The sequence below is a fragment of the Neorhizobium sp. IRS_2294 genome, from assembly GCF_050500145.1.
GTDB lineage: Bacteria > Pseudomonadota > Alphaproteobacteria > Rhizobiales > Rhizobiaceae > Neorhizobium > Neorhizobium soli.
Window position 1 is genome coordinate 599,071 of record NZ_CP191439.1, and the last position, 15,307, is coordinate 614,377.

Below are 15,307 nucleotides of genomic sequence, written 5' to 3' on the forward strand. Positions count from 1 at the left end.
GCCTGGATATCCAAGGGGTGAGGAGCGCTTGTGGAACTTGATCTAAATCAAATATAGCTTGACGCAACCAAGTTTGCGCTCCTAAGTCGATGACGCACTGACGGCCACCAGAACTTGCAGATGCACGCTTTGCAGACGCAATATCCTGCCGCGACCGCCGAATTTCTCTCTTGTCGCGCCCTCCGTCAGGGCTTCGGATTCATTCATGTCTGAAAAAGTCTCACATCGCGGGCTCGTCGTAGCCGCGATCATGGCAAGCATGGCGATGATCGCCATCGAAGCGACCATCGTCTCCACCGCCATGCCGCAGATCGCAGCCCAGCTCGGGCAGCTCAATCTCTACAGCTGGGTGTTTTCCGCTTTCCTCCTGTCGCAGACCGCGCTGACCGTCGTCTTCGGCAAGCTTTCCGATATCTACGGGCGAAAGCCGATCGTGCTGGCTGGCATCGCCGTCTTCCTGGTCGCCTCCATCCTCTGCGGATTTGCCTGGTCGATGCCGTCCATGATTGCCTTCAGACTGCTCCAAGGCATCGGCGCTGGCGCCATTCAGCCCGTCGCCATGACGGTGGTGGCCGATCTCTTTCCGGGCAGCCAGCGTGGAAAGGTTCAGGGCTATCTGGCCAGCGTCTGGGCGCTCTCGGCCGTGGTTGGCCCGCTGCTCGGCAGCGTCATCATCCATAACCTGCCCTGGGCCTGGATCTTCTGGATCAACGTGCCGGTCGGCCTTGCCGCTGCCGCAGCGTTCATCCTGTTCTACCACGAGGAAAAGCACACCCGGACGGTCTCGATCGATATCCTGGGCGCCGTGCTGTTTGCCGTCTCCATCTCGGCGCTGATGATTGGCCTCACGGTCTCCGAGACCGGATTGTCGACGTCCGCGATCGTCTCCTTCGTCCTGTTCGCCGTGTCGCTTGCGCTGTTCATCTGGCAGGAGCGCCGCGTCGAAGAACCGATGGTCGCGCCGGATCTCTGGCTCTACCGACCGATTGCGGCCGCCAACATCTCTGTCTTCTTCGCCTCCATGGCGATCATGGGGCTCACCACCTTCCTGCCCATGTATGTGCAGACCGTGCTCAACCAGTCGCCGCTGGTGGCGGGCTTTGCACTGACCATGCTTCTCTTGGGATGGCCGTGCGGCGCAACGATCGCTTCGCGGAACTTCACCCGGTTCGGGCTGCGGCCGATCATGCTGGTGGGCGCCGTGTTCGTCCCCGTGGGAACCTTCCTCCTGACCCTGCTGACGCCATCCAGTTCGGCGGTGCTTGCGGGTGCCGGCTCGCTCGTCATGGGCTTCGGCATGGGCCTTCTCAATATCGGCGCACTGATCCTCACCCAGGGAAGCGTCGCGGCCTCGCAACGCGGCAGTGCCACGGCGTCGAACGTGTTTTCCCGCAACCTCGGCAGCACGCTGGGCGCGGCGATTCTCGGGGCGGTTCTGAGCTGGGGCCTGGTCCATACGACCAGCGGACAGGCAATCACGACCGACCAGCTGCGTGCTCTCCTGAACGGAACCGGTCTCGTGAGTGGCGATGCCGAAGCGGTTCGCCTTGCGCTGCAGGACGGCCTTCACGCGACCTTCCTGACCATGCTCCTGTTTGCCATCCTAATCGTGCCCGCTTGCCTGTTCGTGCCCCGCGATGCCGTCCACAAGGACGAGCCCGTGCGGGCCTGAACCTTGAAATCTGGCGCCAACATGCCCATTTCGCTGTGAACGGGGCCCTATCGGGACCGATATCGTCACAACGACTATTAAGGTGGGTGGCACGATGCAGCAGATGACAAAGACAATCCGGGACCTGACGATCGAGGAGCGCGAAGACGCGCTGATCACCATGGCGCACGCGCTCGAAGGCGCCGCCAGGGAGGCTCTGGTCGAAGGTAACCGCCAGTTCGCTGCGATCTCCGGCAACATGGCCGAAGCGATCTTCATCAACGCCGATCAGCTTGCACGCGATCACGTCGAGGAAGCCGAACAGGTTCTCGAACAGGCCGTCCAGATCATGGTCGAATATGAAGCTGAACACCCCTACCGGATCGTCAGCACCGCGATCCACTGAGGACGGCGGCACGGCGGGCGACGGGCAACCTTGCCCGCCTCCCGCATTCTCTCGCAGTGGAGAAGACGCCACCTGATGCGGCAAGCCTTCACTGGTCTCCTATACAAAACGTCTGACATTGAACGCCTGCAAATCCAACGTCGAGTTCCTCGGCGATGGCGCAGATGGTAGCGTTGTGCTCCTTGGTGTCTGCGGGAATGGGAAAGAGCCAAAGGGCGGCGGCTCGTGGGCGGATGGCCGCAGACGGCCATATTCCCGCATGAGCGCGAGTGTTCATCCCCTTTGGCTCTGCCACACATCGCCGAGCCACTCTGTTACATTCTTGATATGCAGATTGGGCGATTTGAGAACGGAAAGTTCTCACGGTTTTCGTGTCGCCCTAGCCCAGATCAAGAACATGCAAAAAATCTCAAGCACTCCATCGAGCCTCTCAAGCCGCCTACGAAGCTGATTCAGAACGATGAATCTTCACCGGCGCTAAAATGCCGAGAGCTATCCCGTTCTGACCCCGCTTGACTCTTCTGTCGCGGCGGAACAGAAACAGAACACCAACATTCTTTGGGACATGAAGTCCTGTGCAACGCGAACCTTGAGGAGGGCCGTGAACGATGTCGCATGCCCCTGCCTCAAGGCTTGTCGAGGAACTGAGAGACCGGATTGCGCATCTGGAAGGCAGCGTGTCGCGCAAGGCGCTTGTGCTGCCCTTCGGGGTGCCTGACGTCGACGAGCGATTGCCGGGCGGGGGGCTTGCCTATGGCGCATTGCATGAAATTGCAGGTGGCGGGGCGGGTACAATCGATGGTGCCGCGGCCGCCCTGTTTGCGGCAGGTATTGCGGCCCGGGCCAAGGGAAAGGTTCTCTGGTGCCTGACCCGGCCGGATCTCTTTGCGCCGGCGCTGTCGCAGGCCGGGCTTCACCCCGACCGCGTCATCTATTGCGAAGCCGATAAGGAGGAGGACGTGCTTGCCTCGATGGAAGAGGGGCTGTCCTTCGGGGGATTGGCGGCCGTCGTCGGGGAACTGGTGAGGCTGCCGATGACCGCGTCGCGGCGTCTTCAACTGGCTGCCGAGAAGACGGGGACGCTCGGCCTGGTCGTCCGGCGCTGGCGACGGCAGACGGAGGCCTCCGACTACGGTCAGCCGACGGCGTCCACAACACGCTGGAGGATCAGCACCCTGCCGTCCGAGCCGCTTCCTGTCGCCGGCGTGGGACGGGCGAGGTGGCTGGCGGAATTGATGCGGGTAAAGGCGGGGCAATGTGCCGAGTTTGAGTTAGGAGCCTGCGATGCCGAGGGTCGTGTCTGTTTACTTCCCCTATCTAGCAACGGATCGGATACGTCGACATGGCGAGGAAGCCGTGTCGGTTGACCAGCCGCTGGTCGTGGTCTCGCGCAGCGGCTCGAAACGCTGGATATCGGCAGCCGATACGGCTGCCCGCAAGCTGGGCCTCAAAGTCGGCATGGCTGCCAGCAAGGCACAGGCGATGATTGGCAACCTTCATATGGTGGACGCCGATCCCGTTGCCGACGCCGCAGCCGTCGAGCGCCTGGCGCTATGGGCGCTTCGTCAATACAGCCCCGTCGTTGCCGTGGATGGAACGGATGGCATCGTCATGGATACCGAAGGTGCCGATCACCTTCAGGGTGGTGAAGAGCTGCTGATCTCCGGCGTTGTCAACGGTCTCCGCGGCAAGGGCCTGACGGCACGTGCCGCTGTCGCCGATACCTGGGGCGCGGCGCATGCACTGGCGCGACTGACGACGAACGAAACGACGGTGGTGCCGCGCGGTGATGTCACCAAGGCCGTGATCGGACTTCCAATCCACTGTCTGCGGCTTGCGGCAGATACGATCCAGGCATTGCGCATCCTGGGTATCGACACGGTAGGAGAGCTGTCGGCACTGCCGCGTGCGCCGTTGACACTGCGATTTGGTCCGGAGGTCGGACGCCGTCTCGATCAGCTCTTCGGCCGTTTTGCAGAACCCATCGATCCGTTGCGCACGCCGGATCTGGTCGAGGTGGCGCGCAATTTCCAGGAACCCATCGGTGCGCCCGATACGATTGCAAAATACGTCCGCCGGCTGGTGGCGCAACTGACGGCAAAGCTGGAGGAGCGGGGGCTGGGCGTCCGGCGCTCCGATCTGATCATCCATCGCGTCGACAACACACGCCAGTGTCTTCGAGCAGGACTTGCCAAGCCCGTGCGTGATCCTGCCCGCCTGACAAAGCTTCTCTGTGACCGTATCGAAAAGATCGACCCGGGTTTCGGCATCGAGCGGATGGTGCTGGTGGCGGTCATGGCCGAGCCGCTGGAAATAAAGCAGGTCGCAAACGCGCTGGTGGAAGAGGCGGTTGTGGATGTGACGCCGCTTGTCGATATTCTCGGCAACCGGGGCCAGCGCCTTTACCGCATCACGCCGGTCGCCTCCGACGTTCCGGAACGGTCTCTCCGGCGGATCGGACCAACGGCCGTCGAGACGGGTGCCGAGTGGGCAGCCAGGTGGCCGCGGCCGTCACGGCTGCTGGCTTATCCCGAAGAAATCGAAACCATGGCTGTCCTGCCCGACCAGCCGCCAGTCGTCGTCACCTGGCGCGGCAAGCGCCGCCGCATCGTTCGTGCCGATGGGCCCGAGCGCATCTTCGGCGAATGGTGGCTCCGGCCGCGCGAAATGCAGGCGGTGCGCGATTACTTCGTGGTCGAGGACGAGCACGGCGATCGGCTGTGGGTCTTCCGCGCCGGCGACGGCGTCGATGCAGGCACGGGGTCACACAAATGGTTCCTCCACGGCATCTTCGGGTAAGGTTTGAACTATGCGCTATGCCGAACTCCAGGTGACCACGCATTTCTCGTTCCTGCGCGGTGCAAGCTCCGCGGAAGAACTGTTTGCCACGGCCGCCGCACTGGGCATCGACGCCCTTGGTGTCGTCGACCGCAACTCGCTTGCCGGCATTGTCCGGGCTTGGGAAGCGGCGAAGACAACCGGGGTGCGCCTGGTGGTGGGCTGCCATCTCGATCTCACGGATGGCATGTCGCTGCTCGTCTACCCGACCGACCGGCTCGCCTATTCCAGGCTCACCCGGCTGCTGACGCTTGGCAAAAGTCGGGGCGGCAAGGCCAAGTGCGTTCTCGACCTTGCTGATGTCGAGGCCTATAGCGAGGGCCTCATCGCGATCCTCATTCCGGATGAGGCGGACGATGTCTATGCGGGTCAGCTCCGCAAGGTGGCCGCAGTCTTTGGTGACCGCGCCTATGTCTCGCTCTGCCTGCGGCGGCGTCCGAACGACCGGCTGCGGTTGCATGATCTGTCGAACTTGGCGCAGCGTCACAAGGTGAAGACGGTGGTGACCAACGATGTGCTCTTCCACGAGCCCGGCCGCCGACAGCTTCAGGACATCGTCACCTGCATCCGCAACCGCACCACCATCGACAGCGTCGGCTTTGACCGGGAGCGGCATGCTGACCGCTTCCTCAAGGCGCCGGAGGAGATGCACCGCTTGTTTGTCGACTATCCCGAAGCTCTCGCAAGAAGTCGCGAGATCGTCGAGCGTTGCCGTTTCGACATGAGCGAGTTGCAGTACCAGTATCCTGAAGAGGCAATTGTGCCAGGGCTCGACGCCCAGCAGTCGCTGGCCAAGTTCGCCTGGGAAGGTGCGGCGGAGCGTTATCCAGAAGGCATTCCCGACAAGGTCCGCAAGGCAATCCTGCACGAACTCGACCTGATCCGGAAGATGAACTACGCTGCGTATTTCCTCACCGTCTTTTCCATCGTCCGCTTTGCACGCTCCAGGAACATCCTCTGTCAGGGCAGGGGGTCGGCCGCCAACTCCGCCGTCTGCTATTGCCTCGGCATCACCAGCATCAACCCGGAAACAGGAGACCTCCTGTTCGAGCGCTTCGTGTCTATGGAGCGTAACGAGCCACCGGATATCGACGTCGACTTCGAGCATAACCGGCGCGAGGAGGTCATCCAGTGGATATACGAGACCTATGGCCGCTCGCGCTCCGCCCTCTGCTCCACCGTCACCCGCTACCGAACCAAGGGTGCGCTGCGCGATGTGGGCAAGGCGCTCGGCCTGCCCGAAGACCTGATCGGTCAACTGACCTCCGGCGTCTGGGGCTGGTCGAAGGATGGCATCGGCGAAAAGCAGCTTAAAGAAAACAACATGAACGCATCCGACTACCGGCTGCGTCTGGCGCTCGACCTTGCCTCGCAACTCATGGGAGCGCCGCGCCATCTTGGACAGCATCCAGGCGGCTTCGTGCTGACGCAGGACAGGCTGGATGATCTGGTCCCCATCGAGCCCGCCGCCATGGATGACCGCCAGGTGGTGGAATGGGACAAGGACGATATCGACGCGTTGAAGTTCATGAAGGTGGATGTTCTGGCACTCGGCATGCTGTCCTGCATGGCTCGCTCCTTCGAGCTGCTGGCGGAGTACAAGAACGAAGCGATGGGTCTGGCAGACGTTCCGCAGGAGGATCCGAAGACCTACGCGATGATCCGCAAGGCGGATACGCTTGGCACCTTCCAGATCGAAAGCCGCGCCCAGATGGCGATGCTGCCAAGGCTCAAGCCACGCACCTTCTATGATCTCGTGGTTCAGGTCGCCATCGTCCGCCCCGGCCCGATCCAGGGCGACATGGTGCATCCCTATCTGCGTCGGCGGGAGGGCAAGGAGAAGGTGGAGTATCCAACGCCGGAGCTCGAGGCGGTGCTTGGCAAGACGCTCGGCGTCCCGCTCTTCCAGGAGAGCGCCATGAAGGTTGCCATGGTCTGTGCGGGTTTCAGTGCAGGCGAGGCGGACCAGCTGCGTCGGGCCATGGCGACCTTCAAGTTTACGGGCGGCGTGTCGAGGTTCAAGGAGAAGCTCGTCACGGGCATGGTCAAGAACGGCTACTCCCAAGACTTCGCGGAGCGGACGTTCAGCCAGCTGGAAGGCTTCGGCTCCTATGGCTTTCCGGAAAGCCATGCAGCTTCGTTCGCCCTCATCGCCTATGCCAGTTCCTGGATGAAGTGCCATCATCCGGATATCTTCTGCGCCGCTCTCCTCAACTCCCAGCCCATGGGGTTCTATAGCGTTGCCCAGATCGTCACCGATGCCCGCAACCACGGGGTGGAGGTCCGGCCTGTCTGTGTCAATCGGTCTCGCTGGGACTGCACGATGGAGGAGACCGGAAGGCCCGGCCGCTTTGCGGTTCGGCTCGGTATGCGCATGGTAAAGGGGCTGCCGCTGAATAATGCTGCCAGAATTGTTCTTGCCCGTGTTGACCAGCCTTTCGAGAGTGCCGACGACATGTGGCGGCGATCCGGCGTGCCGACAGCGTCGCTGGTCAAGCTGGCAGAGGCCGATGCCTTCCTACCGTCGTTGAAGCTGGAACGGCGTCAAGCGCTCTGGGACATCAAGGCGCTGCGCGACGAGCCGCTGGAACTATGGGCGGCAGCCGCAAAGCGTGAAGCAAGGGTCGTTGCCGAGATGCAGGAACCCGACGTGTCGCTCAAGTCGATGAAAGAGGGCAGGGAAGTCGTTGAGGACTATTCCCATACGGGCCTCAGCTTGAGGTCGCATCCTGTGTCTTTCCTGCGTCCGGAACTGAAGAAAAAGCGGATCGTCACCTGCGCCGAAGCGATGGGTGAGCGCGACGGCCGCTGGCTCTGGACGGCGGGCCTCGTCCTCGTGCGTCAGAAGCCTGGTAGCGCCAAAGGCGTGATGTTCCTGACGCTCGAAGATGAGACGGGCGTCGTCAATGCCGTCGTCTGGCCCTCGCTATTCGAGAAACAGCGCCGGATCGTCATGTCGGCTTCGATGATGGCGATCCATGGCAGGATACAGCGCGAAGGCGAGGTCGTGCATCTCGTCGCCCAGCGCCTGTTCGACTTTTCCGGCGATCTCTCCAGTCTCGGCGAGCTTGGCGGCGACTTCCCCTTGCCGTACGGCCGCGGCGACGGAGCCAAACATGGCAGCGGGCCTGATCCCCGCGACAATCCGAAGCCTGTCATCCCGACGCGCGACATCTATATCCCGGATCTCCACATCGACACGCTCAAGGTCAAGTCGAGAAACTTCCATTGACCGGCAAGGATGTCAAAGACAGCGTTGTTGATATTGCTCTCAAGTCTGTCCCGTTTTGCCTGTGCTCCAGCCGGTTACGGCTTCCCTCACAGGGTTGGATCGGCGGGTTGCGTATCCGCACGAATTCGTCCGTGTCATCCATTCCAGGACTGACTGCGGACGTTGATAGCGTCGGCGCTATGCCCGCTTGAACGCGTAGACCAGGCGCATGCGGGAGAAGGCGCATGCTCACGATATGTCTTTTTGATGGATCAAAGTCAGCCCTCCGGTGTTGTTGAAGACAGAACGGATTATGGGATGACCGTTCTCCGGAGGCCCGCTATCGTGAAATCACGTATCGAAGTCGTCAATGCCGTGACGGATGTTTTAAGACGGTTGCGGGTCAGGCCGCCATCGCAGGTCAAGTTCGGGACGATCGCGAACACGCCCGCGACCACCGGATATTCAAGAAACGAACTTCTGAACGCGCTCTACGCCCTGGAACATGAAGGCGTCATAGCATTGCACCACGACAACAGTTTCAGCGTCTTGAAATCATCGACCTTGATCTAGCTTCAGGCAGAGCCGACACGCTTGAAACACGATGCGCGTTGGAATTTCGACATCGTCTGTTTCTCGTGCCGGCAGCCTATCGGATCAGCATGCGATCTGGTGTTCCATTTTTCTCTCGAAGAACCATTCTTCGAATGCGGCTGGCGACAGCGGCTTTGCAAAAAGATACCCCTGCGCTTCATCACAACCCATCTTGCTCAAAGCCTCGGCCGCCTCGGTCGTCTCCACCCCTTCCGCCACGACCTGGTAGCCCAGGTCGTGCGACAGCTGGATCATCGATCTGACGAGATTGGTTTCGCGAAAGCCATCATCCATGCTGCGGATAAAGGATTGATCGATCTTGACCACGGTGGTCGGCAAGGTCTGGAGATAGGACAGGCTGCTGTAGCCCGTGCCGAAGTCGTCGATCGATAGTCGGACCCCGCCATCGGAAAGCGCCTGCAACTTCGCCAGCGCGTTTGCCGCGTCCTTCATGATCGCGCTTTCGGTGACCTCCAGCTCCAGCATCGCCGGCCGGATACCATGTCTCAAGAGGGACAGTTGCACCCGTTGAACAAAGTCCGGTTCATCGAGGTTTGCCGCCGAGATATTGACCGATACCGGAACGATTACCCCCCTGGATTTCAGGTTGCCGGCTTCGCGCAGAGCGGCATCCAGAACCCACGCGGTCATCTTGCCTATATGTGGAGACTGCTCGATGATGGGAGCGAATTCGCCGGGGGAGATGGCTCCCAGTTCCGGATGGAGCCAGCGCAGGAGGACTTCTGCTCCGACGCAATGGCCATCCGGCAAACTGACACGCGGCTGGAACACGATCGATAGCTGATCGCTGCCTTGAAGGGCGTTGTCGAAATCCTGCAGCAGACGGAAACTCCGCTGGTAGCGATCGTCACTGGCCTGTGAAAAGACCGCGACATGTGTCGCTGTCAGACGAGCGTCCTGCGCTGCGCTGCTCATGGCACGCAGGAAATCCGACGGCGTGGTGTCGGGTTTGAGCGGCGCGACGCCGATTGCCGGCGTCATCAGAAATCTGAGGTCCGACTCGTCGTCCAGGTCACCCAGCAGCTGTCTGAGGTAAACCATGCAGTCGAGACCTGCGATATTCCTGTCCCTTATGAACGCAAACTGCGTCGTAGAGACGTGATAAAGTGTGGTTTTGCCGCCAACGATCGCTCTGAGCCGCTGTGCGGCATCGCGCACTTTCGCATCGATTTCGGATGTTCCCATCACGCGGGAAAGGTCGTCAAGCTGCCGCGTCTCGGCAAGGTCGATCAGGACACCGGTATAGGCCGTCCGCCAGGCCGGTCCTCTGAGAAGGTCGCTCACGTCCTCGGAAAACTGGGTACGATTGGGAAGCCCGCTGACCGGCTCGATCCTGCCATACGCATGTTGCAGTTCGATCTGGGCCATCACCATTGCGGCAAGGTCCTGGAGACTGGCAATCTCGTTTTCGGTGGTCTCACGCGGCTCGGCTCCAAGGACACACAAGGCGCCGAGACAATGCCCCTCGCGCGTCGTGAGCGGTGCTCCCGCGTAAAAACGCACGCCTGTCTTTGCAAGGACACTGTCGTGGTAGTGCGCATCCTTGGACAGGTCCGGAACGACGAGAAGTTCGGTACTCTCGGCCACTGCCGCACAGGGCGCCTTGTCTCGTGGAATAGACTGGTGCTCCACCCCGACACGCGCCTTGAACCACTGCCTGTCGGAATCGGTTAGCGATATGGCCGCGATCGGCAGGTCGAATATCTGGCTCGCCATGCGCGTGATACGGTCGAAGCTCTCACTTGCTGGCGTATCGAGCAATTTCAGGGAGTGCAAAGCGGCGAGACGGATTTCCTCATTGGTTTTCATGTAATATCTCAGTCGTAATGTCTTTTCGGGATAAAGTTGGGACGGCGTTTAAATTGACATTCTCACAAGGTTGCGGCCTGACGCCTTTGCCTCGTACAGACGGCGATCTGCCGTCTTGAACAGTTCTTCGTAACTGGTGTTTTCGCGGAAGGTGGCCCCGCCGATGCTGACCGACAGCAGCCCTTCGCCAACGTCCCTGGGGAAGGGCAGTGCGCGGATCCTCTGTCTTATCAGTTCGGCCGTGCGCGACGCCGTGTCATCGACAACAGACGGCAGGAAGACGGCGAATTCTTCGCCGCCGACGCGTCCGACAAGATCTGCCGGCGACAGAGTTTCCTTGATCGCCCCAGCAATCAACTTCAGGGCCTGGTCACCCGCCTGATGCCCGTGACTGTCATTGATTGCCTTGAAATGATCCGCATCGACGATCAGAAACGATCCCGTTTGCGGAAGCGATCCCGCCCGCGCTCTTTCCAGATAGGCTTCGACCAGCATTTCGAATGCACCGCGGCTAAGCACGGCGGTAAGACTGTCTGTCGAAGCAAGCCGCTGCAGCTCCACCTTGGCCACGGCGAGTTGCCGGATCTTCTCCAGCAGAAAGTAAAAGAAAGGCCCGCCGATCAGGGTCGGGAGCAGGATGTCTGTCGCGAGTGCGCGACGAAAATGATCCTGCGACATCTCCGCGAAATTAAACGAGTCCGCCAATACTGCGGCGACAACGCAAAGAGCTGTGCCAAGCAGTGTTCCTGCAAACACACGCAGTCTCGAAGTGTCTTGACGGATAAGGTGGACGAACGGCAATGCTGTACCCTAGATTCAGACCTTCTGAATTAGCATCTGCCTATTAAGAAAAGCGCTATATCAAACATTCAAATCGTCTCGATTTGGTACGTAGATACCCGTACATGTTGGGCTTGTCCCATGCGCGGCAAATTCGGATCATCGACAGTGAGATCCGCTCGGGTCATGACCGGTTGAACTGCTCACGGAGTGCGCTGGCAATAGGCTCTTTCGAAGTTGCGCTCGGATATTGTTTCCAATTGGCGGACGGTCTCTCGGGCAATTGTCGCGTGGACGAGCTGAACCTGCGAAGTAATACCGAGAAATGACGCGCAACCAAACGCGACACCATTGGCGCTGAGAGTTTTGCAACGACCGCGATTGTTGTCGGGGAGAATTGGCTGGGGAACCTGGATTCTCACATGATTTCAAAGGCTTAGTGGAAAGACCTTGAAATTCCCTCTGTTTTCCCATCGCGAGCGACTGTGGATGCCACCTTTGTGCCCTGGCTTTGGGCATCAGTCAACCGGGCGGGCTGGCGGAAATAATTTCCGCGGTGCGACCTCACGTGCGACGGGGCGGCCAAAGGGCTCCCGGCAGCTTTGCGCCGTCAATTCGGTCGTAGAAGTCATCGCCGCGCGCACCTGAAAGCAGACATTGCTCTCGGCGATGTAACGTCGTCGCCTATGCGCCAAAAGCAGTCATCGCAGTGACGTGAAGTGATGCTCGGAATGGTGTCGAGAGACGAAAGAAAGTTCGTAAGGCTATCCAGCCGACGCTAGATCGGGCAGACGTAACTGGTAGGTATGTGAGGATTAAAGATGGCCGAAGATGCCGGCGTAATAGCTGTGGACCACACGGGATTCTCGGTCGCCTCGTTGGAGGAGGCGATCCAGTTCTGGACTGAGGCGATGGGTTTCGACCTTGCTCGCCAAGGAGAGATGGGTGGGGAGTTTCTACGGGAGGCTACTGGGGTTGACGACCCCCGTTGCCGAATGGCGCTGGTGACGGCTCCAAATGGCTACCCTATCGAGCTTCTCGAGTATTCGACAGGCCGTACGCTGGGCCAGACACCTCGTAGCGCGGGTGCGATCGGCGCCGCTCATATCGCTCTCACGGTTAAGGATATCCGCACGGCGATCGCGTGGGTTGAGACGGCGGGGTGGGCAGTGAACGGTTCGCCGCAGCCGATACCAGCCGGCCCCCGATGCGGAACAATGGTCGCGTACATCTCCGGCCCGGATGGTATCACTATAGAACTAATGCAGCCGCCTGCTTAGTGAAGGATTGCTGATACTTTACTCTAGCGGCTGGGGCTCAAGGCTAATCGCATTAGCACCACCTATGCAAACCTGCCGCCTGCAAGCGTATATCGCATCATGAGGACGACAGTCGCATGAACCGGACAGCTTGCACACCCTGACTTGTCCGCTTTGGGGCCGCAAGCGGACTGTCCGATGATGGGTGCCGAACGGCGAAAACCGGACATCCACGTAAGCGGTGATGTGGTCCGCGTTCGGCCCAAAGCGGTCATTGCACGTGCCGCAAAATGCCGACCATCCTTACCGAAGTTGTCCGTTTGGAAAATCAGCTCGCGAAGTAGCGTGTCGGCGTTGTGCCCAATGCCTTCTTGAACATGACGATAAAGGCGGTCGCGGATTCATATCCCAAGTCGCTCGACACCCTCTGGACCGTCGCGCCGCTGGCCAGTTCACGCAACGCGACGACCAGGTGCAGTTGCCGCCGCCATCGGCCGAAGGTCAGTCCAGTTTCCTGGACCATCAGCCGCTTCAGGGACCGCTCACTCATGGCAACATGTGCCGCCCAATCCACAAGCGTGCGACGGTCACTCGGCTCCGCCATCAGGGCCGCAGTGATCGCGGCGATTTTGGGATGGCTGGACGCGGGTAGATCAAGCCCCTGTATCGGCATTTGCGTGAGTTCATCCAGCAAGACCCGCACCATACGGCCGACATGATCGTCCGGTGCCGAACTGGCTGGTACCTCCGCCAGTCGGAGGATCATCTCGCGGAGCATCGGCGACACAGACAGCGTACAGCACGCCTGAGGCAGCTTGGCCGCTTCGGGTTGAACGAAGAGATAGGACAGGCGTGCGTTGGACGTAACCTGGTTGCTGTGCGGCACGCCGCCGGGTATCCAGACCCCGCAGTCTGGCGGGACAATCCAGATGCCATTCTCCGTTCGGCATGTGACGGCCCCGTGCAGCGCCAAGATGAGCTGCCCTTCCTTGTGCTGGTGCTGGGGCACTTCAGCCTCATAGTCACTGAAGTCGAGACGGACAGCGAAGGCCGGACGATTCGACCGGTCGGGTTCAATGTCGTCGGAGCAGGGACGCCGTTTTGCGGATTGGCCCGATTTTGAGATCATTTGGCATTATCTCCAAATTCGTACGCACGGCGATAGTCTATTCCTGGGTGATTAACAACCGAATGGAGACTGTCATGCGAATTTCTGTCGTCGGCGCCACGGGACGAATTGGCGCCAAGCTGACCCGGACCCTGTTGAGCGCCGGCCATCAGGTCAGAGCGCTGTCGAGAGGTGGCCCAGCCTTGGACGCACTGGTCGCGCTCGGAGCCGAGCCGTTTATCGGAAGCTTCGACACAGGCGCGGGAGACCTTGACCAATTTTTCCAGGGTGCAGATGCCGCTTTCCTGATGGTGAAGACCGATTGGAACAACATCGAGGGACACTACCCCGCTGTTGCCCAGCGCTTTGTCGATGCGCTAGAAAAATCCTCCGTCAAACTGGCCGTTAGCCTGACGGCCATGGGCTCGGACGTCAAAGGGAAAACCGGCCATTTCGAAAGCTTCCACCAGTTGGACGAAAAGCTCAACCAACTCGACACTGTCAATCTGGTCCACCTGCGCGCCGCCTGGTTCATGGAGAATGTTTTGGCGTGGACGGGGCCGGTTGCCCAATACGGTCGAATTGCCTGGTTCTGCAAACCTGATTTGAAGATGCCCTGGGTGGCGACCGATGACATCGCATGGCTGGCGGCGAAGGAACTGACCAATCCGACGGGCATACACCGTGTCTATCGCGACGTCGGCTCGGAAGATATCTCGATGAACGAATTGGTCGCGATGATTGGCAAGGAGATCGGCAGGCCGGTGGAGTACCGACACATCGAGACGACCCGCAAAGACGTGGAAGCTGAATTTCTGGCGCGCTTTGGGACGCCGGAGAAATGGCAGGACGACACACTGACTGCTGACGCTCTCAATAATGGCATCGTCAGGTTCCATGGGGAGCACGCGGATCGTCCGAAATTGCCCACGACCATGGAGGTCTTCATAGGTGATGTTTGGAAGCCGCGCTACCTGGAGGCGGTCAGAGCGGGAGACCAACGAGAGACGTTTGCCCTGTGGACCGCGCGGGACTAGCGGGAGGTCATGCTGGCTCTCTTGAGTTGTGCCGGCAGTTTTCAGCCCTTACTGGGAGCTACCGCAAATTTTGTCTTGCGGTAGCTATGACTGCTATTGGCGCAACGCATGCAAGGGCGGCAGTCGGCCGATACTGTTGAAAAACTATTGGTGGTTAGCATCTCATCTGCCCCCTAGAAATTCAGCGGCCGTGACACGAACCGGCCGCCGAGATATCGTGATGCCTTTCTAGGAGACTGATGTGTGTAACTCGGTTGTGGATGGCGAAACAATTTACGAGACGCCGGGCGAGTTGGCGACGCTTGTCGGAATGGATGGCCTCGTATGGCGAGACAAAAATCCATTTTCTAAATTGGTTTGTTGGCAAAGATTGGCACGACCTCGACCTATGCCGACATCGTCAGTTCACGCTCGCCACCAGAGTCCACGCGGATGATCGGCCCCTCGCGATCCGGGTGGACGTTGATTGACGGCGCCAGGTTTCCTTCCCGAAACCGCGAGATGCTGATGAAGTCCCTGATCGCCTGCTGGTTGGTCGTGACATTGTAGAGGTTGCACATGCCCGTCTCTCCGTGTCGTGCTTAGATATGCGG

Annotated in this window: 12 protein-coding genes and 1 pseudogene; 9 read left to right on the forward strand and 4 right to left on the reverse strand. The window is 60.1% G+C overall.

Translation table 11 applies throughout. From position 1 onward, the window contains the following. Positions 1 to 205 precede the first annotated feature (205 nt). The 6 genes from ACQY1K_RS02885 (at position 206) to ACQY1K_RS02910 (ending at position 8,679) form a co-directional block, all read left to right on the forward strand. Positions 206 to 1,672 (forward strand): MDR family MFS transporter, encoded by a 1,467-nt coding sequence (locus tag ACQY1K_RS02885; RefSeq protein WP_430258253.1) that lies wholly within the window; start codon positions 206 to 208, stop codon positions 1,670 to 1,672. Between the two features lie 94 nt (positions 1,673 to 1,766). After that, positions 1,767 to 2,057: a hypothetical protein gene (locus tag ACQY1K_RS02890; RefSeq protein ID WP_062579170.1), complete on the forward strand. Its 291-nt coding sequence runs from the start codon at positions 1,767 to 1,769 to the stop codon at positions 2,055 to 2,057. A gap of 608 nt (positions 2,058 to 2,665) precedes the next feature. Next, a complete protein-coding gene (locus tag ACQY1K_RS02895; protein WP_062579172.1) occupies positions 2,666 to 3,424 on the forward strand; it encodes an ImuA family protein in 759 nt (252 codons plus the stop codon). After that, positions 3,342 to 4,856: a Y-family DNA polymerase gene (locus tag ACQY1K_RS02900; protein WP_430258254.1), complete on the forward strand. Its 1,515-nt coding sequence runs from the start codon at positions 3,342 to 3,344 to the stop codon at positions 4,854 to 4,856. The genes ACQY1K_RS02895 and ACQY1K_RS02900 overlap by 83 nt, the downstream gene beginning before the upstream one ends. A 10-nt stretch (positions 4,857 to 4,866) precedes the next feature. Continuing rightward, entirely contained in the window at positions 4,867 to 8,127 is a 3,261-nt protein-coding gene (locus ACQY1K_RS02905; protein ID WP_174195655.1) for an error-prone DNA polymerase, read from the forward strand. 246 nt (positions 8,128 to 8,373) lie between these two features. Next, on the forward strand, positions 8,374 to 8,679 hold the full coding sequence (locus ACQY1K_RS02910; protein WP_062453746.1) for a hypothetical protein: 306 nt from the start codon (positions 8,374 to 8,376) through the stop codon (positions 8,677 to 8,679). Positions 8,680 to 8,763: 84 nt separating this feature from the next. On the opposite strand, the gene ACQY1K_RS02915 is transcribed toward ACQY1K_RS02910, so the two are convergent. Beyond that, positions 8,764 to 10,530, reverse strand: a complete 1,767-nt coding sequence (locus tag ACQY1K_RS02915) for a putative bifunctional diguanylate cyclase/phosphodiesterase (RefSeq protein ID WP_430258255.1) — start codon at positions 10,528 to 10,530, stop codon at positions 8,764 to 8,766. A gap of 48 nt (positions 10,531 to 10,578) precedes the next feature. Further along, positions 10,579 to 11,286, reverse strand: a complete 708-nt coding sequence (locus ACQY1K_RS02920) for a GGDEF domain-containing protein (RefSeq protein ID WP_430258256.1) — start codon at positions 11,284 to 11,286, stop codon at positions 10,579 to 10,581. A gap of 845 nt (positions 11,287 to 12,131) precedes the next feature. Here ACQY1K_RS02920 and ACQY1K_RS02925 point away from each other — a divergent pair. Together ACQY1K_RS02925 and ACQY1K_RS02930 are read left to right on the forward strand one after the other, a co-directional pair. Further along, positions 12,132 to 12,590: a VOC family protein gene (locus ACQY1K_RS02925; protein ID WP_430258257.1), complete on the forward strand. Its 459-nt coding sequence runs from the start codon at positions 12,132 to 12,134 to the stop codon at positions 12,588 to 12,590. A 27-nt stretch (positions 12,591 to 12,617) separates the two neighbouring features. Then, a pseudogene (locus tag ACQY1K_RS02930) lies at positions 12,618 to 12,710 on the forward strand (phospholipid methyltransferase); the annotation flags it as partial. 187 nt (positions 12,711 to 12,897) lie between these two features. Here the strand turns inward: ACQY1K_RS02930 and ACQY1K_RS02935 are convergent. After that, positions 12,898 to 13,698 carry an AraC family transcriptional regulator gene (locus tag ACQY1K_RS02935; RefSeq protein ID WP_430258258.1) on the reverse strand — a complete coding sequence of 267 codons (801 nt, stop codon included), beginning with the start codon at positions 13,696 to 13,698 and terminating at the stop codon, positions 12,898 to 12,900. A 74-nt stretch (positions 13,699 to 13,772) separates the two neighbouring features. Here ACQY1K_RS02935 and ACQY1K_RS02940 point away from each other — a divergent pair, with 74 nt between their 5' ends. Beyond that, on the forward strand, positions 13,773 to 14,714 hold the full coding sequence (locus tag ACQY1K_RS02940) for an NmrA family NAD(P)-binding protein (protein ID WP_430258259.1): 942 nt from the start codon (positions 13,773 to 13,775) through the stop codon (positions 14,712 to 14,714). 386 nt (positions 14,715 to 15,100) lie between these two features. Here ACQY1K_RS02940 and ACQY1K_RS02945 read toward each other — a convergent pair whose 3' ends face one another. After that, entirely contained in the window at positions 15,101 to 15,274 is a 174-nt protein-coding gene (locus ACQY1K_RS02945) for a hypothetical protein (protein ID WP_430258260.1), read from the reverse strand. Positions 15,275 to 15,307 lie beyond the last annotated feature (33 nt).